The sequence below is a fragment of the Hymenobacter sp. B1770 genome (assembly GCF_049896385.1).
Lineage (GTDB): Bacteria > Bacteroidota > Bacteroidia > Cytophagales > Hymenobacteraceae > Hymenobacter.
Map to the genome: position 1 here is coordinate 216,733 of NZ_JAFCUF010000001.1, position 19,592 is coordinate 236,324.

The window sequence follows — 19,592 nt, forward strand, 5'->3', positions numbered from 1 at the left end:
CTCGCTTCTGCCATTGCTATGCTAACATGCGCTATCATCGACGACGATGAAATCAATCGTCTTACCCTCGAGCACTACATTGAGCTAGCGCCCCACCTGAAGCTGGAAGCCTCGCTTGCTGATGGCATTGCCGGGCTCACTTTTTTCCGCGAGGGCAACAAGGTCGATGTGCTGTTCCTCGATATCGAGATGCCCCACCTGAACGGGCTGGAACTGCTGCGCGTGCTCACCGACCCGCCCGAAGTCATCATCACTACTTCGCGTCAAGACTTTGCCGTCGATGCATTTGAGCTTCGGGTTACCGACTACCTAGTAAAGCCCTTCGACTTCGCTCGCTTCTCGCAGGCCGTGCAGCGGGTGCAGTCGCGTAAAATTGCGGCGGCCCCCGCGCCCCAGCCCGCGGCCGAGAGCCCAGCCAACACCGACCTGTTTGTGAAGGTGAACAGCCGCATGGTGCGCATCAATTTTGACGACGTGCTCTACGTCGAAGCGCTGTCGGACTATGTCAACATCGTCACAGCCAAGCAGAAGTACATTGTGTACACCACGCTGAAAGCCCTGGAAACGCGGCTTAGCACGTTTCCCAATTTTATGCGGGTGCACCGCAGCTACCTGCTGAATACTCAGCACATCGAGTCGATTGAGGACAACATGGCCAACCTGCGCGGCGGCCACTTCGTGCCCATCGGCAAGTCGTATCAGGACGGGTTCTACAAGAGCCTACAGCGTATCTAAGCTCCTTCGCTCTTTTCGTTGAGCTGCTTGTACACGGGCAGTTCGTAGAACGGCCGCAACAGGCGTACCACGTCGAGGGCGTCGGCGAGGGCTTCGTGGGCTACTTCGTGGTCGTCGAACTGGGCGCGGGCCTTGCAGATGCTCATGCTGGGCAGGCGCGAATCTTTGTGCCAGTTGAGGTAGAACGCAGCGGGGTCGAGCATGGCGGGGTCGGCGCGCACTAGGGTGCCCCAGCCGGGCAGCTCTTTGAGGAAGCCGAGGTCGTAGGAGGCCACGTTTTTGCCGGCCATGGTCACGTTGAGGCAGTCTTTGGGGTTGGGCCGGAAGCCGTGGGCCAGCAGAAACTCGCGCAGCTGGGGCAGAAGCTCGTCGGGCGTGCAGAGTTCGGGGTTCGGCTTTTTTTCGGCCAGCTCCACCAGCAGCCTGGCGTTGAGGGCCAGCGCGCCGGCCGTGCCCACGTACTCGGGGTGGCGCACCACGCGCCGAAATGCGGGTAGCTCGGCAAGAGGCCGCAGGTGGCGGGTGTCTTCCACCACGGCGGCCAGTTCGAGCACTTGGTGGCGCTGGGGGTTGGGCCCGGAGGTTTCAAGGTCGAGGGAAATGTAGCGCATGGGCGGGTGTACGCAAGAAGGGGCAGGTGGGGAACGCCTCTTATTAGCGGAAACGGCGATGCCACCGCATGCTGAAACTGTCAGCGACCGTAACTGTTGAAAAATACTTCGCCGACCCGACTGTGCGGCGCTTATTGCCGTACCATAGCCCACCCGTACTTTCGCCTGCTATGACCGATACCGCTGCTCCCACCGCTCCCAAGAAGCTTTTCCTGCTCGACGCCTTTGCCCTGATTTACCGCTCGCACTTTGCGTTCAGCAAAAACCCGCGCGTCAATTCCAAAGGCATGAACACCGGGGCCGTGCTCGGCTTCACCAACACGCTGGTGGAGGTGCTGCAAAAGGAGAAGCCTACGCACATTGGTGTGTGCTTTGATGCGGCCAAAAAGACGTTTCGCCACGAGCAGTTTGCCGAGTACAAGGCCCAGCGCCAAGCCATGCCCGAAGACATTGGCATTGCCATTCCATACATCAAGAAAATCATTGAGGCCTTCCACATCCCCATCCTGATGATGCCGGGCTACGAGGCCGACGACGTAATTGGTACGCTGGCGCAAAACGCGGAGAAGGAAGGCTTCGAGGTGTTTATGATGACGCCCGACAAAGACTACTGCCAACTAGTTACCAAGAACATTAAGATTTACCGCCCGGCCTTCATGGGCAACGCGGCCGAAATTTTAGATGTGGACCACGTGCTGGCGCGCTTTGAGATTGAACGCGTGGAGCAGGTAATTGATATCCTGGGCCTGCAGGGCGACGCCAGCGACAACATTCCCGGCATCCCCGGCATTGGTGAGAAGACGGCGAAGACCCTGATTAAGCAGTACGGCTCGGTAGAAAACCTCATTGCCAACTCCGACCAGCTCAAGGGCAAGCAGCAGGAGAACGTGCGCAACTTTGCCGAGCAAGGCCTGATGAGTAAGGAGTTGGCCACCATCCACGTGAACGTGCCCCTGCCCTTCGAGCCCAACATGCTGGTGCTGGATGCTCCCGACGAAGCCAAGCTGCGCGAATTATTCGACGAGCTGGAATTCCGGCAGTTAGCGGCCCGCGTGCTCGGGGGCGGTCCGGCGCGCACCCCCGCCAGCGTGGCCAAGCCCGGCACCACCGGGGCTCGGCGGCCCAAAGCCGCAGCCGATGGCCAATCTTCCCTATTTGGCAACCCTGGCGATGGAGCCATTGCCACCGGGGCCGAGGAAGGCGAAACCGGCAGCTACGGCGCGCCCAGCGGGCCCCGCAAGCGCCTAGAAGACGTGCCCTACCAGTACCATTTGATTGACACGCTGGAGCTGCGCCAGTCGCTGCTAGGCTTCCTGCTGCAGCAAACCGAAGTCAGCTTTGACACCGAAACCACGGGACTGGACATCATGACGGCGCGGCTCGTGGGCCTGAGCTTCTGCTGGCTGCCGGGCGAGGCGTACTACGTGCCCGTGCCGGTGGAAGACCCAGAGGCAGTGCAGGCCATTGTAGACGAGTTTTGCCCATTTTTTGAGGCCGAGCACATTCTGAAAATTGGGCAGAACGTGAAGTACGACCTCACCATTCTGCGGCACTACGGGGTGGAAGTGAGCGGGAAGCTGTTCGACACGATGCTGGCTCACTACCTCATCGAGCCCGACATGCGCCACAACATGGACGTGCTGGCCGAAACCTACCTGCACTACTCGCCGGTATCGATTACCGACCTTATCGGCCCCAAGGGCAAGAAGCAGAAAACCATGGCCGACATCCCGCCCGCCGAGGTGAAGGACTACGCCTGCGAAGACGCCGACGTGACCCTGCAGCTCAAGCACGTGTTCGAGCCCATGCTCAAAGACCTCGGCCTGCTGGGCTTGCTGAACGATGTAGAAAACCCGCTGGTGCCGGTGCTTTCCAGCATCGAGTACGAAGGCGTGCGGATTGACTCCAACGCCATGAACGAGTATTCGGCCGAACTGCAAGGCTACATTCAGGAGCTGGAAACGCAGATTTTTGCCGAGTCCGGTGGGCCCTTCAACATCGGTTCGCCCAAGCAGCTGGGCGAGGTCCTGTTCGACAAAATGGACATCGGCAAGGGGAAAATCAAGAAGACCAAAACCGGCCAGTACGCCACCGGCGAGGAAATTCTGAGCCTCCTAGCCGCCGATAACCCCATCGTGGCGCTCATCTTGGAATACCGCCAGCTCACCAAGCTGCGCTCGACCTACGTGGAGGCCCTACCTCAGCTGGTGAACAAGGCCGATGGCCGCGTGCATACCAACTTCAACCAGGCCGTGACCGCCACAGGCCGCCTCAGCAGCACCAACCCCAACCTGCAGAACATCCCCATCCGCACGGAAAAGGGCCGGGAAATCCGTAAAGCCTTCGTGCCGCGCGACGACCAACACGTTCTGCTCGCGGCCGACTACTCGCAGGTGGAGCTGCGCATCATGGCCGACTTCTCGGGCGACCAAACCATGATTGAAGCCTTTCGCCAGGGCATAGACGTGCACGCCAGCACCGCTAGCAAGGTGTTCAAAGTGCCCATCGAAGAAGTCGACTCAGAGATGCGCCGCAAGGCCAAAACGGTCAATTTCGGTATCATCTACGGCATTTCGGCGTTTGGTCTGGCCCAGCGCATCGGCATCAGCCGCAAGGAAGCGACCGACATCATCGAGACTTATTTTCAGGAATTCCCTTCGGTGAAGCAATTCATGGACGAGAGCATCAATAAGGCCCGGGAGCTGGAATACGCTGAAACGCTGCTCAAGCGCCGCCGCTACCTGCGCGACATTAACTCGCGCAACGCCACGCTGCGCGGCTACACCGAACGCAACGCCATCAACGCCCCCATCCAGGGCACGGCCGCCGACATCATCAAGATGGCCATGATTAACATCTACCACTGGCTGCGCGAGGAAAAGCTCCAGACCCGCATGATTCTGCAGGTGCACGACGAATTGGTGTTCGACGCCGTGAAAGAAGAAGTAGAGTTCATCACGCCCAAAATTAAGGAGTTGATGACCAAGGCACTGCTGCTGCCGCGCGGCGTGCCGCTTGAGGTAGAAGTGGGCACCGGCAACAACTGGCTGCAAGCCCATTAAGAACTTATACGAACAGTACGTCTTGCACAACCGGATAGAATTGTGGCTCGGCCCCTCCTTAACATCCGCCGCCGGGTAGACCGATGCCAAGCAAATGGGTCGGTTGTTTTTCAGCCCGTGTTGATAGGGTGGACGCTGCAATCTACCGGAGCGCGGAATGCCTTGCATCTTTCAAACCCCGGACTGGGGACAGCAACCTGATTGGAAGTAAACTCATGATAACAAGCAACATACCTCCAATGGATAGGCCCAACCAAAAAGGCCTCGTGGCCGAGCTAACCAGCCTGCTCACGAAGGGCAATGCCCACGCCACGTTTGAGGAGGCCTGCGCTAACCTGACACCAAAAATCTGGAACCAGCATGTGCCCGATGTGCCCTACACTATCTGGCAGTTGGTTGAGCACGTGCGCATTGCGCAGTGGGATATTGTAGAATTCTGCCTCGAACCCAAGCACGAATCGCCCAAATGGCCGGAAGGCTACTGGCCTTCCTCAGATACCACCGCCGATGAAGACCAGTGGCAGGACACCATAGACCACATTCGGCAGGACCGGCAGCGCTTTCTTCATTTGCTGCACGCCCCCGGCACCAACTTGTTGGCGCCCCTGCCCCATGGTACCGGCCAAACCATTTTGCGGGAAGCCCTGCTGATTGGCGACCATGCCGCCTATCACACCGGCGAAATCATCCTGGTGCGGCGCCTGCTTCACGCTTGGAAATAAGCAGCGCTGCTTCATAACTGAAAAGGGAACAACGCAAAAGAGCCCGGAACGTCAGACGCTCCGGGCTCTTTTGGTGTTTTGGTGTTTTGGAGAAGCTATTTCTTTTGAGTCTTGATGGTCTTGCCCGAGGGCTTGTCCTTCACCTCCACTTCGTTTTTCTTTTCCTTGCTCTTGGTAGCAGGGTCGGTGTGCTGGGGCGTGGTCGTCGTGTTGGCCATGATAAGTGGTTGATTGGTGCAAAGTAAGCCGGTGTACGGCTGACGTCCGTCGGCGACCATAGCTCAACCGTTATTTCTTGGCGTAGGCAATGCGGTAGATGATGCCGTTGTCGTCATCGGTCATCAGCAAAGAACCATCAGTGGCTTGCACTAGCGCACAGGGCCGGCCGAAGTGCGACTTGTCGTTTTCCACCAGAAAACCGGTAATAAAATCTTCGAATTTCTCGGGCTTGCCTTGGGCGTCGAAGTGCACGCGCACGATTTTGTAGCCCGAGGGCTGGGCGCGGTTCCAGGAGCCGTGCATGGTTACGAAGGCATCGTTTTTATAAGTAGCTGGGAACTGGGCGCCGCGGTAAAACACAAGAGCCAACGGGGCCGAGTGGGCCTTGTAGAGCAAGGCTGGACGCACAGCTTTGGCATCGAATTGGGCATAAGTTTCGCCACTCTTGGGCTTGTTGGCGGGGTAGGGCTTGCCGTCGGCGATGATGGAGGGCCAGCCGTAGTTGGCGCCTTGCTTGAGTTGGTTGAGTTCTTCCATCTGGCTTTCATCGCCGAGCCAATCAATGCCGTGGTCCATGCCGAAGAGTTGGCCGGTGGTGGGGTGCCAGTCGAAGCCAATGGTGTTGCGCAAGCCCGTAACGAAGATGCTGCGCCCCGAGCCGTCGGTTTTGATTTGCAGCATGGTGGCGTTTTCGGGGTTGTCCTCATCGCAGGCGTTACAGGTGCTGCCCACGGAGAGATAGAGTTGGCCATCGGGGCCGAAGGCGAGGGTGCGGTTGGCGTGCTGGCCAGCATCGGCGAGGTCTTTGTACAACACTTTGATCTCGCCCAGCCCGCCGTCGGGCTGCACGTCGGCCACGTACACCTCCCGAATGGCGCTTATATATAGCTTGTCATCCTTCAGGGCTACTCCGTGTAGGTTGGGCTTTTGCGCTACTTGGCGCATCACTTCGGCCTTGCCGTCTTTGTTGGCGTCGCGCACCAGTGTGATGGTGCCGGCCACGCGGTTCGAGACGTAGACGTCGCCGTTGGGTGCCACGGCCATCATGCGGGGCTTGTCGAGTCCCTCGGCATACTTCGTGATGGCGAAGCCGGCGGGCACTTTCAGGCTGGCCACGCGGGCATCGGTGGCGGGCAGCTTTTTGGGCAGGTAAATGTTGCCCGTCATTTTGAACGGCGTGGCCTCGGGCGGCACGTTTTGGGCAATGACGGGGCACGCGGCGAGCAAGGCTGCTACCGCGGCGAGGGGTTGAAGGAAGCGCATCAGGAACGGGGAATGTGGAGCTTGTTCAACTTCGATTTACCCCTGGAGGTTGCGCGCTGCAGAAAGCGAAGCTCTTTCATTCCCTTGCGGATTTCACTGAATCAGCCTGCTCTTACCCCAAATTATAAAGAATGTCCGTCATGCTGAGCGCAGCCGAATCATCTCGCCCGTAGCAATAATCCATTCGTTTAATTTTACTACTCCACGCGAGATGCTTCGGCTGCGCTCAGCATGACGGGCATTCTTGTTTCCAGAGGGTTTCCTGTTGGCAAGTCTCTACACCATTTACGCACCAGCGCTGGCCACCTCAAGGTTTCCAGCGGAACGACTGTTGGTCGATGGCGCGCATCGTGCAGAGCACGCCATCCAGGTGGTCGCACTCGTGCTGGAGCAGTTCCGACAGGGCGTCCTGCACCGGCCATACCTGCGGCTGCCAGTGCTCATCGCGGTACCGGACCGTCACAGCCGAATGGCGCTGCACACGTACCAGCAGGTTGGGGAAGCTCATGCAGTCGTCCCACAGCTCAAACATCTCCGCGCTTTGGTCGGTGAGCTCGGGGTTGAGGAGCACCATGGGCCTGTCGAGGTTGAGGTAGACCAAGCGTTTCATGATGCCCAGCTGCGGCGCGGCAATGCCCCGCCCAAAGTGGTACTTGGCCCGCACCTCGCTCATCACGTTGTGTAAGTCGGCCACCCAGCCGGCGAGCTGGGGCAGGTCTGCTTCGGTCACGGCTTCACAGGTTTCGTACAGGCGCGGGTCACCGAGCAGTACCATGTCAGCTAACGTTTTCATCGAAAGGGGATATTAAGTGCATGCAGACTCAAAGTAACTCCCGCAGCAAGTGTCGCCCGCCTCACTACCGGTAATATTTTACAGACCATTTATTACATAAATAAAGCCCCGGCTCTAGTTAGAGGCGAGGCTTATTACTTTAAAAGCAAGTCACTGAGACAAGAACGAATTGCTTCGCTCTGCTCACAATGACAGCCTTCCGCGCTTACTGGTACTGAATGTACAGCGGTGCGGGGTTGAGAGCGATGACCTCCTGGGGCGTCATGATGTGGTGGGGCTTAGGCCGAGCGTCGTACTCGTAAAAAAGCTTAAACCCAGTGTACTGCACGGGCTCGTTCACGATGTAGTGCTGGTAGGAATCCTTCTTCAGGGTGGGGTCGCCGTGGCCATCCATGTGCATCACAATCTGCACACGTGGGTCGAGCTTGATGTTTTTGTAGTTGGAAATCATCTTGCGCGTGAAGCGGTGCACGGTGAGCACCTTGGGCGGCAGCTTGTTCTCGCTCACAATGCGAGCTAGGAAGTTCACCGTGAAATTCACGTCCTTCGCGTCGAGGGTGCCGATGCGCTGATTGGGGCGCACGCCGGGCATGGTAGAAAGCGAAAACTCAGGGTCGATGCCGAGGTGAACGATGGGGTCTTTGAGGTACTGCTCCAGCTTGGGCAGTTCGGTTTGCAGGGTGCTGTGACCGGGCTGCACGTCCAGAAACAGAATGCAGTTGTGCTCCTTGGCCCAGCTAAGCACCTCCTCAATGGTGGCTTTGGAATTCATCAGGCGCCACTTACCGTCTTTGCCGGGCGTGCCCTGGGCCGTGATGGTAACGTTGTGCAGGGCCGGCTGCACGCCCCGGCTGGGGTCGGCAGCGCGCCACTCGGCCAGCACCTTCTCAAACTTGCGGAACATCTGCTCCTTGGGCTCGCGGCCCAAAATGCCCATGCCCTTTGAGCGAATGTTGCCGTAAAACGCCACAATGCGCTTGCCAGGCAGGATGGCGCCCGGCAGTTGCCCGCTTTTCTTCATGATGGAGTCAGCCAGCAGCGAGTCGCGACGTACGACCTGAGCCCGCAATTGGGCGCTGTCGATAACGGCAGGCTTAGCAGCAGCGCCAGAGCCATCGGCAGCGATGCCGTTGGCGGTTTCGCCTTCAACGGGGCGGGTTTGGCAAGCGGGCAGGCTAGCGGCGGCAAGCAAGCTCAAAGAAGCGGCCACTACAGCGTGACGGGGCAGGAGGGAAAAAAACACTGAATAAAGCTAAATGAAAGGCCAATACTACCCGCAAGTTAACCTATTTTGACCGGTTGCTGTCGAGTCAAACGCAGAAAAGCCCAAGCCTATGGCGGAGCTTTTCGGCGGTTTCTCTAAGCAGCAGGCTACAGAGCACCCGGGACCGAAGTCCCGACCTCTGGGCAGGCCATCACTTTTCTTTGCAGCAAGAACTTACCGCGTAAACTCGACGGGCACGGTGAAGGTGACGGATACTGGCTTATTGTTCTGCGTGCCGGGCGTGAAACGGGGCAATTTCTCCACGGCCACCACCACTGCCGCGTCGTATATCGGGTCCAGCCCTTTCACGACTTTACCTTGTTGGATTCGGCCATCGCTATCGACGTAAAAAGAGGCAAATACGCGGCCTGATTTTCGGTTAGCGGAGGCTACATCAGGATAAACCAGCTTGCTCTGGATATATTCTGCGATGGGCATGTTGCTACCCCCACCGGGTAATTGGGGCAGGTTTTCGACACAAGTGCAAAGCTTCTCAGGAGGTAGAGGTGGCGCAAGGCAACCTGTAGCGCAACTTAACTTTTGGTCGTTGCCCCTAGCCTGCTAAGCAGTGATTCTTAGCTGCTGGTCGAGATAATTATGACCAGGTAAATTCCGAGTGCTTCCCAGGCAAATGGTTTGGCACGGTTTTGTAATACAGCCTTGCATCGGCCGGTAGCCGGGCACTGAGCCCGATGCCACACGGGCCGGCTTCATTCACTCCTCCAACCTTTTTGGTCATGAAAATTTCACGCCTTTCGGGCGGCCTGGCCGCGGCTTGCCTTTTTATTTCTGCTTTTGCCGGTTCGGCGTCGGCCCAGGGCGCCCGCGATGCTTACGGCAACCCCAAAGCCGCTCCGTCGCCCCGTCCTAACTCCGCGCCGGTGCGCCGCGCCCCTGTTCGCACGCAGCCATCGTACTCGGCTCCGGCCAGCACTGGCGGCAACTCCAGCGTCCGCTTCGGCTTGCGCGGCGGCCTCAATCTGGCCGATGTGCAGGGCGATGCCGTGAAGAGCTTCACCGACCTGACCAGCTACGCTCCAGAAGGCTCCATCAGCCGGCAGATGCGTCCGGGCTTCTATGCGGGCCTCTACGCCACGCTGCCCCTTGGCCCTAGTTTTGCTATTGAGCCCGGCATCACGTATTCCGAAAAAGGCACCGTGCTGCGAGGCCGGGTACCCGTACCGGCCCTCGATTTCCTGAACACCCAGCTTACCGGCACGGCCCGCCTCGCCTACATCGATGTGCCGGTGCTTGCCAAAGTTTTCGTGACTCCTGGCTTCTACCTCTACGCCGGTCCGCAGGCCTCGTTCTTAGTTAGCGGCAAGGCCCGCGTGGAAGCTGGCGCCCTCGGCTTTAACGCCTACCGCCAGGACTTTGACCTCTCAAATCAGCTTCGCAAGATTGATTTCGCCGCCGTGGGTGGCCTGGGCTACCAGTTCGAAAGCGGCCTCGGCCTGAGCGCGGGCTACGACTACGGCCTTTCCTCCCTCGACTCCGGCAACCGTTTCGACGCCCAGAACCGCGTGGTGAAAGTGGGCCTGAACTACTCCTTTTAACCCCATTGCTGATTATCAGCCATCCTATTTCAATTATCTAAGTTCACTTATTGCTCGGGTCAGTATCCGAAATAGCTTATTGAAAAGGCCCCACCGCTGCAACGGCGGGGCCTTTCTGGTTTTAGGAGAACGGTCATGCAGAGCGCAGCGAACCGAAGGTCGGCGTAGCCAAGCATCTCGCTCGCTCCATCTGCCCCGCGTCTGTCATGCTGAGCCACGAAGCATCTTATCATCACAGCCCAAATCGTTCAGCAGCGCACTTGAGAAGCGGCTTGCTCCAGCCGCATTCTTGACCTGACACTGCCCCACCTGCGAGAGAAAACAACTCTACCCAGCCTGTTCACAAGCCCGAACAGACCAGGTGCTGCCCAGATGCGGCAGATACCAAAAGGTCTCTTTTCAGTGTGAAAAAAGATTACCGATTCGCCATAGTATAGAGGCTAAAATCGTCCACAAAATCACCTTGTGGCACGGAGGCTCATAATTGGTACGATTCCTGCAAAACAGCTTATTACCAACCAACCGCAGGGGTAATTGGCCCTCAAAACTGTGGCTGCCGCTGCGCCTTGGTACCCGAGAGCTGGCTACTTTTTAGAACCTTGAACGCTACAGCAGTTCGGTCGCGCATTACAAATCGGTTTTCAACTGAAATTTTTCTTAGGTTGGGTCACTTCGCTGTATACATTTGCTTTTAATTGCTTTTTCACATTTTCATATAAATCCCACCATGACCAAACGTTTTCTAGGATTCGTCCTGCTCCTTAGCCTAGTAATGGCTGCCTTCTCGGCCCAGGCCGCTACCAATCCCGACGACGTGCTCGGGGTATGGAAAAACGGTGAGGGTACCGGCATGATTCAGATATTCAAGAAGGGTGATAAGTACTTTGGCCGCCTGGTGTGGCTGAAAGTGCCTAACAACCCCGATGGCACGCCCCGCACCGACGTGAACAACCCAGACGAGAGCAAGCGCAAAGTTTCTCTCAAAGGCCTGGAGAACATGCGGGACTTTAAGTACGCCGGCGACAACAAATGGGACAACGGCAAAATCTACGACCCCAAGAACGGCAACGACTACAGCTGCGAAATGACCTTGGTTGACCCCAACACGCTGGAAGTGCGTGGCTATATCGGCGTCTCGCTCTTCGGACGGACCGACGTATGGAAGCGCCAGGTGAAGAAGTAGCTCCTGCGTGCTGCTAAGCAAGCTCCCGAGTTATTGCCCCCAACGGGCAGTGGCTCGGGACAATGCTTTTTAGCTGTATCTTCCCACCCCATACCATCCCACCTGCTGCATGAAATATAGCTACTACGCACTTGCTGCCTGCCTGCTGGCCCTGACACCCGCAGCGGCACAGGTCACCGACACTACCCGCACTTCGGCTCCGGCCGGCGACGACAACTTCGATGAGTTTGGCGATGCCGGCACGGGTGGCGGCAACTACAACACCCAAAAGGTGCTCTACCTCACCCCCACCAAGCTGATTTCGGTGGGCTATGAGGCCCAGCTTCCTTTCAACCTGACTTCATCCGGCCCCTTGCCAGCCAACACGACGTCGGCCGAAACCCGCGTCAACTCGGCCCGGGGCATGCGCCTGGCCTTCAACGCGCCGGTTATTTCGCGCAACGACTTCATCTTCAACGTAGGCCTCACTTACTGGAACACCGGCCTGAACCTAGCCAACGCCGAAGGTTCGCAGTATTTCGACAAGCTGAAGGATGGCCTGCGCACCACGGGCATCAACACCACCGTTTTCAACCCCTTCGACAACAAGCACTTCTTCATCCTGCAGTTCAACCTCGACGCCAACGGCAACTACCGTAGTTTCAGCGATGTGCAGAGTGAGGCCTTCACCTTTAGCGGCACCGGCATTTACGGCTGGAAGCCCAACGACAACCTACAGTGGGGCCTGGGCCTGAGCCGCACGTACCGCGCCGGGCAGCTGCTCTACATCCCAGTGTTGCTCTACAATCGCACCTTCTCGCCGCAGTGGGGCTGCGAAGTCATCTTCCCGGCCCGCGCCGAGATTCGCCGCAACTTCGGCACTAATTCCTTGCTGAAATTTGGCTACGAGCTTGAAGGCAACACCTATTACCTGGGCAAAGTTGGCGCCGATGAAGTGTACCTGCGCCGCGGCGAGCTGAAGCCCCGCTTCACCTACGAGCGCCAGTTGTCGGGCTTTGTGTGGCTGTCGGCCCAGGCCGGCCTGCGCTACAATTACCGCAACGACGCTTTCCGCAACCAAAACGTAACCGGCGAACGCTCCAGTCCGCTGGGCTCGGAGCCGGAGCTGTTCAAGAACACGCTCACCAACCCGCTGTATTTCAACCTCAGCCTGAACTTGGTTAGCCCGTAGTTTACCCCATTTTGAAGAATCAAAAAGACCCCGCCGTGGAAACAGCGGGGCCTTTTTTTGGCTGTCATAGCCAAAACATGAGTAATTGCTCAGACAATATTCTTTGGCGGATGCCTTGCTACCGCTTTCCGACGGTTTTGCTGCTGCTGAGGCCTTCGGCCAGGCGCACGAGGCGCACCAGCTCGGCGCGGTAGCCGTCGGCATTGGTGCCGCGGGCACTGTTGGCCAGCTCCTCGGTGGTGGCCCAGGTGGCGGTGCCGCATTGGGTGCTCTGGCGCAGCAGCATCCCGAACTGCGCTACGGCAGCGGCAAAGCGGAAGTCAGGCGATGCGGTGGCAATGGCAGCCGGCGCACCGGTGAGGGACTGGGTAAGTAGCTTGCTGCTGAGGCCTTGTGGCTGTTTGTAGCGCAGCTTCACGGTCAGCACCTCCGCGGTAGAGAGCTGCCCGGCTGTGGACGTGGCGCTTTCAGTCTGGTACTTCAGCTTGTCGACCAAGGGCTGGGAGCTGCCCACGGGCACAATTTCATAGAGCGCCGTCACGGTGTGGCCGGCGCCGAGCTCGCCGGCGTCTTTGCGGTCGTTGTTAAAATCCTCGGCTTCCAGCATTCGGTTTTCGTAGCCCACGAGGCGGTAGTTGGCCACGCGGGCGGGGTTGAACTCGATTTGCAGCTTCACGTCTTTGGCCACCGTGAAGAGCGTGCCGCCAAACTGCGCCACCAACACCCGGGCGGCTTCGTCGAGGTTGTCGAGGTAGGCGTAATTGCCGTTGCCCTTGTCGGCCAGGGCCTCCATTCGGGAGTCGCGCAGATTGCCGCGGCCGCAGCCGAGCACCGTGAGAAACACACCGCTTTCGCGCTGCTCTACGATGAGTTGCTCCATGGCCCGGTCGCTGCTTTCGCCCACGTTGAAATCGCCATCGGTAGCGAGGATGACGCGGTTGTTGCCTTCTTTGTTGAAGTACTGCTTGGCGGTGGCGTAAGCCAAGCGCAGGCCCGCGCTGCCCGCGGTGGAGCCCCCGGCCTGCAGGCGGTCAATGGCGTCGAGGATAACCTGAGGCTGCGAGCCGGGCGTGGGCGGCAGCACCAGCCCTGCGGCTCCGGCATAGACCACCAGCGCCACCCGGTCTTGGGGCCGTAGCTGCTTCACCAGCAGCTTCAGGCCGGCTTGAACGAGGGGCAGGCGGTCGGGGCCGTACATGGAGCCCGACACGTCGACCAAAAAAACCAGGTTGGCGGGCGGCAGCTTGGCAGTTTCTATTTTCTTGGCCTGAATGCCGATGCGGACCAGCTGGTGGGCGGTGTTCCAGGGGCACACCGCCAGCTCGGTGCTGATGCGCACAGGGTCGGGCGAGGCGGCAGCCGGCGCGGTGTAGTCGTAGCGGAAGTAGTTCAGCATTTCTTCTACCCGCACGGCATCGCGTGGGGGCAGCTGGCCTTCGTTCAGGAAGCGCCGCACGTTGGCGTAGCTGGCATTATCCACATCGAGCGAGAAGGTGCTGAGTGGAGCTTTCTTCACATCAAAAAAGGTGTTCTCTTTGATTGCAGCGTAGGTATCTCCGGCCCCGGCTTCTTCGCGCGCAGGGTAAGACAGGCTGGGTGAGGGGCGGCCATTACGCCTGCTTTTGTCAGTTATCCTGACTCCTGCCACCTTGCCGGCTAGCGCGCTTACGCTACCAGTAATTACCTGAGCCGCGCCGCGCACATTATAGCCCGTCACCACTACTTCATTTAGCTGTCGGGCGTCTTGTGCCAGGGCCACATCCACCACGCGCGCTTGGTTTACCGGCCGCTCTGCCGTCACATACCCCACACTGGAAAACACCAACGTAGCCTGCGTCGCCAGCGGTACCGTCAGCGCATAAGTGCCCTTTACATCGGTGGAAACGCCGTTGGTGGTGCCCTTCACCAGCACCGTTACGCCGGGCAGGAGTTGGCCGGTGGCTTTATCCCGCACCGTGCCACGCACCATACGGTTACGCAAGGTGTCCTGGGCCGCGGAGGCAGATTGGGGTGTTTGGGCCGAAGCGGTTTGGGCCGAAACCAGCAGCGCGAGCAGCGCCGGAAGCAAGAGGGTTTTCATGGCAGCAGGGTTTGGTGATGAACTATGGCTAGCTGATGCGACCCGGCCACCGATTGCACATCGGCGAGCGAAAAAAATTAGCGGCGGCGCTATCTTCCCTCCCCCATGTTCTTCCGTCGCTCTTCGCCCGCTGCTGCCGCGCCGCTCTCCGACCAGGAGTTGCTGGCCCGCTACCGTCTGCACGGCGAGGTGACGGACCTGGGCCTGCTCTACGACCGCTACCTGCCCGAGGCATTTGCCGTGTGCCGACGCTACCTCGCCCCGCCCGACGAAGACGCCCAAGATGCCGTGATGCAGCTATTTGAGCACTTGGTGAAGGCCCTGCGCACCCACGCGCCTGACAACTTCCCTGCCTGGCTGCATACCACCGCCCGCAACCATTGCCTGATGCAGCTGCGCGCCCGCAAACGCGCCGGCCCCAGTGCTGGGCCGCTCATCCTCACCTTTCCCGATGCCGCCGATGTGGAAACCGCCGGCGCCCGGCATCTGGTAGACGAAGATGCTGCCACGCAGGACGCCCAAGCTACCGAAGCCCGCCTCCAAAGCATGGAGGCAGCCTTGGCTCAACTTCCGGCAGCCCAGCGCAGGTGCTTAGAATTATTTTACCTCGAAAAGAAGTGCTACCGCGACATCGCCTCCGAAACCGGCCTGGAACTGAACCTGGTGCGTAGCCACTTACAAAACGGCAAGCGCATGCTGCGCCGCCAGCTAGAGCCGCCAGCCCCCGCCAGGGCTGCCGCTTCAAGTTCTCCTTCACCCGCGTCCACCCACAACCCGCTTCATGTCGCCCGCTGACTCGCCTTTTGCTCCGCTGCCCGCTCCTGGCCCACACCCGGCCACGGAGGAGCTGCGCGCCTACGCGGCCGGCACGCTGCCCCCTGCCCAGCAGCACCGCATTGAGGCGCACACCCTAGACTGCGAGCGGTGCGCCGATTTGGTGGACGGCTTCTCCATGAGCGACGCCGCCACTACCGACCAGTCCGTGGCGGCTTTGCGTACTCGCCTGCAGGAGCGCATCGGTGTCCCCCAGCCGGTGCCGGTTGCCACCCGCTGGGCCTGGCCGCGGCTGGCCGCGGCAGCGGCTTTGCTAGGGGTAGTAGCCACCGGCGTCTGGACCTGGGACCACCGCGACGACGCCAGCACCGCTGCCCGCACCGAGGCAGTGCAGCCAATGGCATCGAGGGAGCCCGCCCCCTTAACCAAAACAGCACCCACGCCGCCAACCACGCCAGAAGCAGTTTCCTCAAGCCCCCCCCAGAAACCGCCAGCATCTGATTATGCGGTTACTACGCCACCCAAGTCTACTCCCCTGGGTGCCCAGCAAGCAGCACGGCGAGGCAGGCCCACCAGCAAAAATGGCCCCAAGCGTGTCGTGATAGCAGATATGGAGAGCTTGGCCGATAAAGTCACAACTCAGGAAGCGGTGGCCGTGCAGGAAGAAGCCTTGGCGCCACCCACCATGGCCCATCCAGTGGCTGCGCCCTCAGAGAGCGCGCTGTCCGAGAAACCGACAGTTGCCGATACCCTCTCCGCTGGCCGGCAAGAGGCGGTGGCCGGCCGCGCGGCCATGGCTAAATCCTCGCTGCTCGCTACTGCCGACAAAGCTGCCTGGGTGACGGCTGCCCCCATGCTCGCCTCGCCCAGCATAAAGCCTGCGCCCGTGGGGGGCTCGCCGGCACTTCGCAATTACATCCGTCGCGAGGCGGCGGCGTTTGAGCCAGAGAATGGCGCCCGGCGCATCCCAGGCACCGTTCGCGTCAGTTTCGTGGTGGAAGCCGATGGGAAGCTCAGCAATCTGAAAGTGACCCGTGGCCTGCGCGAGGACTATGACGCTGAGGCCTTGCGTATCGTGTGCGAGGGGCCGACATGGCAACCAGGCATTTCAGGCGGCCGGCGCTCTCCGCTACCGGCAGAGGTAACGGTGCCATTCTAGCCGGCAGCTGCATTTACACTCGCTATGCCACCCATTGCCTTTAGCGTGGGTGGCTTTTTTACATGCCTCCCACCTGCCTTTCATTAAAGGCAAAAGTTGTTTTATCTAAAATTCTAAAAATACATTTCCTATGTATTAGCACAATCAGTCTGAAAGATTGGGCAGCTTGTAATTGCACTTTAATAACTATCGATAATAACCTTCGACAAAATCATCTTCATTATCCAGCTAAAGGAATTATTCTAATAACCTGCAAGTTGCGCGACCACTGCTATTGCTTAGGTTTGAAAAGCAAGCTTATTCCTTTCTCTCAGATTTTTCATACCCGCATATTTCCGGTGTAGAATATAAATTTTTGGGTTCAGCAGAGCATACATACCGGCTTTGGGGGGCCTTGCTTTTTCAAGGCTGCGTTTTAATTTGTTTAGTTTCCTATAGTTCACGTAATGCAAAAACGCTTTTTGAACATCCGCCTCGCTTCATGGCTCTTGAGTGGCTCGCTAGTGGCAAGCACTTCTGTCTTTATGGGTTGTTCCCGCGAAACGGTGTCGCCGACGAGTTCGGTTGATGTAGCACCTGCCGCCGCCGATTCGCGAGCCGATGATGCGATTCCTGGCCAATACATTGTGGTGTTGAAAGAGGCCGCCGTAGCTACCTCGCCGACAGACACCTACGACGACAAAGTGAGGAAGGTGAAAGCTGCTGCCCAGGGCTTGCTGCGCGGCCGCGGCCTGCGTGCCGAAGCGGTAGGCGTTGCCTATGGCCATGTTTTGAAAGGCTTTGCGGCCAAGCTGACGCCACAAGAAGCCGCCGCACTTGCCAAAGACGGGCAGGTAAGCTACGTGGAAGCGGACCGCATTATATCGCTGGGCAAACCAGTGAAATCTCCTAAAGAGCCAGTTTCTGAACCAGCGCCAGTCCCCACAACCAGCACCCAAACCGTGCCTTACGGCATCACCCGGGTGGGCTACGGCGATGGCACTGGCAAAACTGCCTGGGTTATCGACTCGGGCATTGACCTCAACCACCCCGACCTGAACGTGGACGTGGCCCGCAGCCGCTCGTTCCTAAGTTCCAGCACCTCGGCTGAAGACGGCCACGGCCACGGCACGCACGTGGCCGGCACCATCGCGGCTAAGAACAATACCTACGGCGTGGTAGGCGTAGCGGCCAATGCGACCGTGGTAGCGGTACGCGTGCTCGACGCGGCCGGCAGTGGTACCTCCTCAGGCGTAATTGCCGGCATCGACTACGTAGGCGCTACGGCCAAGGACGGCGATGTGGCCAATATGAGCCTGGGCGGCGGCGCATCGCAAGCCCTCGACGACGCGGTGCTAAATGCTTCAAACAAAGGTATTCTGTTTGCCCTGGCAGCGGGCAACAACGGCGGTAATGCGGCTCTCAACTCCCCAGCTCGGGTGAACGGCGCCAACATTTTCACCGTCTCGGCCATGGATAGCAACGACAACTGGGCTTCGTTCTCCAACTTCGGCAACCCGCCCGTGGACTACTGCATGCCCGGCGTATACATTAACTCCACCTGGATTAACGACGGCTATAGCACCAGCAGCGGCACTTCTATGGCCACGCCCCACATGGCGGGCGTTCTTTTGCTGCGCGGCAAGGCCTTCACCCTTAGCGGCAGCGTAAAGAACGACCCCGACGGCGTTGCCGACCGTATTGCACATTTGTAAGCGCCTGTGCTTGAATAGAAAAAGGCAGCCCAAATGGGCTGCCTTTTTTGTGGGGTAATAGGCCTTCGGTTCGCTGCGCTCTGCCTGACCGTCTCAACTGCTACTCTTTATAGCGTCGTGCCGCCGCGGAACGAGCCGTCGTCCACCGACTTCAGGAATTTGATGAGGCCGGTGAAATACGTTTGTTGGTCATCGTAGAGGCTCATATGGCTGCCGTTGGGGCAGATAAGGGCGTTGCCGTTCTTCACCTTCTGGGCCACCATGCGCATGTGCTCGGGGTCCATGGTGTCGTGCTGGCCGCCGATGGAGAGGACCGGCACCGTGAGCTTGGGCAGGTCGGGGACACGGTTCCAGTTGGCCAGTTTGCCGGCGATGCCAAACTCGCTGGGGCCCTGCATGGTGACATAGAGCGACTGGTTGGTTTTAGCCATTGCGCGGCTCACGGGCTCGGGCCACTTATCGAGGGGCAGGCGGAGGACGTGCTCGGCGTAGAAATTCGGCATGAGCAGCTCCATGTAGCGCGGGTTGCCGAAGTCTTTGCGGGCCTCAATCTTTCGGATTTCGGCCAGTACTTCGGGCTTCATTTGCTTGGCCAGCACCTCTTGGGCGTAGCGGCCGTAGTCGGGGCAACTCATCATCATGTTGGAAATGATGAGGCCCTTGAGGTTTTGCTGGTATTTGAAGGCATACTCGGCCGCCAGTATGCCGCCCCAAGAGTGACCGAGCAGGAAGAAGTTGGTCTTGTCGAGGTTCAGGGCTTGGCGCACCTGCTCTACTTCTTCCACGTAGCGCGGCAGGCTCCACATGGCGGTGTCCTTGGGGTCGTCGGAGCGGCCGCAGCCGAGCTGGTCGTAGTAAATAAACTCGATGCCTTCCTTGGGCAGAAAGCTCTCCATGCACTCGAAGTACTCGTGCGTGGCGCCGGGGCCGCCGTTAAGCAGCAGCACTTTCACCTTAGGATTATTGCCGAAGCGTTTGGTCCAGATATTGAATTTGCCTTTGGGCGTGGTGATGGGAATAATTTGCACGCCGCCATCCTGCACGCCGGTTTCGGTGGGGGAGAAGTAGGTGGCAGGAACCGCTGAAGTGGCGGCAGTACCTGTAGTATCGGCTGTACTATCGGCCTTGTTACAACCTGTGAGCATCATTCCAAGCAGCGTAGTGGTCAGAAATAGGCAGGACAAATTTTTCATTGACGTGCAGAATGAGTGATATAAAAATAAAAGGCCGTCATGCTGAGCGCAGCCGAGGCATCTCGCGTGTGGTAGCAAACCCATTCGTTCGCTGCGGTGACCATTGATTCAAC

17 protein-coding genes are annotated in these 19,592 nt (G+C 58.9%); 9 read left to right on the forward strand and 8 right to left on the reverse strand.

All coding sequences use genetic code 11. The annotated features are described in order from the left end of the window. The first annotated feature begins 18 nt into the window (after positions 1-18). Positions 19-735, forward strand: a complete 717-nt coding sequence (locus ACP7AJ_RS00805) for a LytR/AlgR family response regulator transcription factor (protein ID WP_426058284.1) — start codon at positions 19-21, stop codon at positions 733-735. Here the strand turns inward: ACP7AJ_RS00805 and ACP7AJ_RS00810 are convergent. Beyond that, positions 732-1,346 (reverse strand): hypothetical protein, encoded by a 615-nt coding sequence (locus ACP7AJ_RS00810; protein ID WP_426058285.1) that lies wholly within the window; start codon positions 1,344-1,346, stop codon positions 732-734. The genes ACP7AJ_RS00805 and ACP7AJ_RS00810 overlap by 4 nt on opposite strands. Before the next feature lie 170 nt (positions 1,347-1,516). Here ACP7AJ_RS00810 and polA point away from each other — a divergent pair, with 170 nt between their 5' ends. Then, complete coding sequence (polA, locus tag ACP7AJ_RS00815) at positions 1,517-4,408, forward strand: DNA polymerase I (protein ID WP_426058286.1); 2,892 nt, start codon at positions 1,517-1,519, stop codon at positions 4,406-4,408. 239 nt (positions 4,409-4,647) lie between these two features. Continuing rightward, complete coding sequence (locus tag ACP7AJ_RS00820) at positions 4,648-5,130, forward strand: DinB family protein (RefSeq protein ID WP_426058287.1); 483 nt, start codon at positions 4,648-4,650, stop codon at positions 5,128-5,130. 95 nt (positions 5,131-5,225) lie between these two features. Here ACP7AJ_RS00820 and ACP7AJ_RS00825 read toward each other — a convergent pair whose 3' ends face one another. The 5 genes from ACP7AJ_RS00825 to ACP7AJ_RS00845 all read right to left on the reverse strand — a co-directional run bounded on the left by ACP7AJ_RS00825 (position 5,226) and on the right by ACP7AJ_RS00845 (position 9,107). Next, positions 5,226-5,348 (reverse strand): hypothetical protein, encoded by a 123-nt coding sequence (locus ACP7AJ_RS00825; RefSeq protein ID WP_426058288.1) that lies wholly within the window; start codon positions 5,346-5,348, stop codon positions 5,226-5,228. A gap of 70 nt (positions 5,349-5,418) precedes the next feature. After that, a complete protein-coding gene (locus ACP7AJ_RS00830) occupies positions 5,419-6,612 on the reverse strand; it encodes a PQQ-dependent sugar dehydrogenase (RefSeq protein ID WP_426058289.1) in 1,194 nt (397 codons plus the stop codon). A gap of 307 nt (positions 6,613-6,919) precedes the next feature. Next, positions 6,920-7,405, reverse strand: a complete 486-nt coding sequence (locus ACP7AJ_RS00835; protein ID WP_426058290.1) for a peptide deformylase — start codon at positions 7,403-7,405, stop codon at positions 6,920-6,922. Between the two features lie 205 nt (positions 7,406-7,610). After that, the gene (locus ACP7AJ_RS00840) at positions 7,611-8,648 is read right to left on the reverse strand and encodes a hypothetical protein (RefSeq protein ID WP_426058291.1); all 1,038 of its coding nucleotides are present in this window, start codon (positions 8,646-8,648) and stop codon (positions 7,611-7,613) included. Positions 8,649-8,843: 195 nt separating this feature from the next. Next, positions 8,844-9,107 carry an energy transducer TonB gene (locus ACP7AJ_RS00845; RefSeq protein WP_426058292.1) on the reverse strand — a complete coding sequence of 88 codons (264 nt, stop codon included), beginning with the start codon at positions 9,105-9,107 and terminating at the stop codon, positions 8,844-8,846. A 299-nt stretch (positions 9,108-9,406) separates the two neighbouring features. On the opposite strand from ACP7AJ_RS00845, the gene ACP7AJ_RS00850 reads away from it, so the two are divergent. From ACP7AJ_RS00850 to ACP7AJ_RS00860, 3 genes are all read left to right on the forward strand, one after another. Further along, a complete protein-coding gene (locus ACP7AJ_RS00850) occupies positions 9,407-10,225 on the forward strand; it encodes a porin family protein (protein WP_426058293.1) in 819 nt (272 codons plus the stop codon). A gap of 727 nt (positions 10,226-10,952) precedes the next feature. Next, positions 10,953-11,408, forward strand: a complete 456-nt coding sequence (locus tag ACP7AJ_RS00855; RefSeq protein ID WP_426058294.1) for a DUF2147 domain-containing protein — start codon at positions 10,953-10,955, stop codon at positions 11,406-11,408. A 109-nt stretch (positions 11,409-11,517) separates the two neighbouring features. Next, complete coding sequence (locus ACP7AJ_RS00860; RefSeq protein WP_426058295.1) at positions 11,518-12,579, forward strand: DUF6268 family outer membrane beta-barrel protein; 1,062 nt, start codon at positions 11,518-11,520, stop codon at positions 12,577-12,579. 118 nt (positions 12,580-12,697) lie between these two features. On the opposite strand, the gene ACP7AJ_RS00865 is transcribed toward ACP7AJ_RS00860, so the two are convergent. Next, positions 12,698-14,659, reverse strand: a complete 1,962-nt coding sequence (locus ACP7AJ_RS00865) for a YfbK domain-containing protein (RefSeq protein WP_426058296.1) — start codon at positions 14,657-14,659, stop codon at positions 12,698-12,700. A gap of 105 nt (positions 14,660-14,764) precedes the next feature. Between ACP7AJ_RS00865 and ACP7AJ_RS00870 the strand changes: the two genes are divergently transcribed. The 3 genes from ACP7AJ_RS00870 (at position 14,765) to ACP7AJ_RS00880 (ending at position 18,286) form a co-directional block, all read left to right on the forward strand. Then, positions 14,765-15,454, forward strand: coding sequence for an RNA polymerase sigma factor (locus tag ACP7AJ_RS00870; protein WP_426058297.1), 690 nt, complete (start codon positions 14,765-14,767; stop codon positions 15,452-15,454). Next, positions 15,441-16,592: an energy transducer TonB gene (locus ACP7AJ_RS00875; RefSeq protein WP_426058298.1), complete on the forward strand. Its 1,152-nt coding sequence runs from the start codon at positions 15,441-15,443 to the stop codon at positions 16,590-16,592. The genes ACP7AJ_RS00870 and ACP7AJ_RS00875 overlap by 14 nt, the downstream gene beginning before the upstream one ends. Before the next feature lie 524 nt (positions 16,593-17,116). Beyond that, the gene (locus ACP7AJ_RS00880) at positions 17,117-18,286 is read left to right on the forward strand and encodes a S8 family serine peptidase (RefSeq protein WP_426058299.1); all 1,170 of its coding nucleotides are present in this window, start codon (positions 17,117-17,119) and stop codon (positions 18,284-18,286) included. A gap of 107 nt (positions 18,287-18,393) precedes the next feature. Here the strand turns inward: ACP7AJ_RS00880 and ACP7AJ_RS00885 are convergent, their stop codons facing one another. Further along, positions 18,394-19,479 (reverse strand): proline iminopeptidase-family hydrolase, encoded by a 1,086-nt coding sequence (locus tag ACP7AJ_RS00885; protein ID WP_426058300.1) that lies wholly within the window; start codon positions 19,477-19,479, stop codon positions 18,394-18,396. Between the last annotated feature and the right edge of the window lie 113 nt (positions 19,480-19,592).

Excerpts from the sequence above, each read along its gene's own strand:
- ACP7AJ_RS00830 (WP_426058289.1), bottom strand. The coding sequence starts at position 6,612 with ATGCGCTTCCTTCAACCCCTCGCCGCGGTAGCAGCCTTGCTCGCCGCG.
- ACP7AJ_RS00825 (WP_426058288.1), bottom strand. The coding sequence starts at position 5,348 with ATGGCCAACACGACGACCACGCCCCAGCACACCGACCCTGCTACCAAG.
- ACP7AJ_RS00870 (WP_426058297.1), top strand. The coding sequence starts at position 14,765 with ATGTTCTTCCGTCGCTCTTCGCCCGCTGCTGCCGCGCCGCTCTCCGAC.
- ACP7AJ_RS00810 (WP_426058285.1), bottom strand. The coding sequence starts at position 1,346 with ATGCGCTACATTTCCCTCGACCTTGAAACCTCCGGGCCCAACCCCCAG.
- ACP7AJ_RS00875 (WP_426058298.1), top strand. The coding sequence starts at position 15,441 with ATGTCGCCCGCTGACTCGCCTTTTGCTCCGCTGCCCGCTCCTGGCCCA.
- ACP7AJ_RS00885 (WP_426058300.1), bottom strand. The coding sequence starts at position 19,479 with ATGAAAAATTTGTCCTGCCTATTTCTGACCACTACGCTGCTTGGAATG.
- ACP7AJ_RS00835 (WP_426058290.1), bottom strand. The coding sequence starts at position 7,405 with ATGAAAACGTTAGCTGACATGGTACTGCTCGGTGACCCGCGCCTGTAC.
- ACP7AJ_RS00850 (WP_426058293.1), top strand. The coding sequence starts at position 9,407 with ATGAAAATTTCACGCCTTTCGGGCGGCCTGGCCGCGGCTTGCCTTTTT.
- ACP7AJ_RS00820 (WP_426058287.1), top strand. The coding sequence starts at position 4,648 with ATGGATAGGCCCAACCAAAAAGGCCTCGTGGCCGAGCTAACCAGCCTG.
- polA (WP_426058286.1), top strand. The coding sequence starts at position 1,517 with ATGACCGATACCGCTGCTCCCACCGCTCCCAAGAAGCTTTTCCTGCTC.
- ACP7AJ_RS00880 (WP_426058299.1), top strand. The coding sequence starts at position 17,117 with ATGGGTTGTTCCCGCGAAACGGTGTCGCCGACGAGTTCGGTTGATGTA.
- ACP7AJ_RS00855 (WP_426058294.1), top strand. The coding sequence starts at position 10,953 with ATGACCAAACGTTTTCTAGGATTCGTCCTGCTCCTTAGCCTAGTAATG.
- ACP7AJ_RS00860 (WP_426058295.1), top strand. The coding sequence starts at position 11,518 with ATGAAATATAGCTACTACGCACTTGCTGCCTGCCTGCTGGCCCTGACA.
- ACP7AJ_RS00865 (WP_426058296.1), bottom strand. The coding sequence starts at position 14,659 with ATGAAAACCCTCTTGCTTCCGGCGCTGCTCGCGCTGCTGGTTTCGGCC.
- ACP7AJ_RS00805 (WP_426058284.1), top strand. The coding sequence starts at position 19 with ATGCTAACATGCGCTATCATCGACGACGATGAAATCAATCGTCTTACC.
- ACP7AJ_RS00845 (WP_426058292.1), bottom strand. The coding sequence starts at position 9,107 with ATGCCCATCGCAGAATATATCCAGAGCAAGCTGGTTTATCCTGATGTA.